Below are 283 nucleotides of genomic sequence, written 5' to 3' on the forward strand. Positions count from 1 at the left end.
GTGATCAGCTTTTCGCCAATACCAAAGTTGTCCAGCGGTGCGCCTTCTTTTAGCAATGCTTGAATCACCGTTTCATCCAAAGCATTGGAAGCCGTAATCTTAACATTTTCAAATCCAGCTTCATCCAGCATCTGCCGGGCCTTGGTTGCCAATTGAGTCAAGTCGCCAGAATCAATCCGAATGCCAATCGGCTCATGACCAGCAGCCCGTAATTCTCTAAAGACCTTGATTGCATTTGGCACCCCACTCTTCAAAACATCATAGGTGTCGACCAGCAGTGAGG

At 47.7% G+C, this 283-nt stretch carries 1 pseudogene; it reads right to left on the reverse strand.

From position 1 onward, the window contains the following. Positions 1 to 283 (reverse strand): annotated as a pseudogene (locus LJE08_RS13985) (nicotinate phosphoribosyltransferase); the annotation flags it as partial.

Origin of the sequence: Holdemanella sp. DFI.5.55 (assembly GCF_020593575.1) — a bacterium.
Lineage (GTDB): Bacteria > Bacillota_I > Bacilli_A > Erysipelotrichales > Erysipelotrichaceae > Holdemanella > Holdemanella hominis.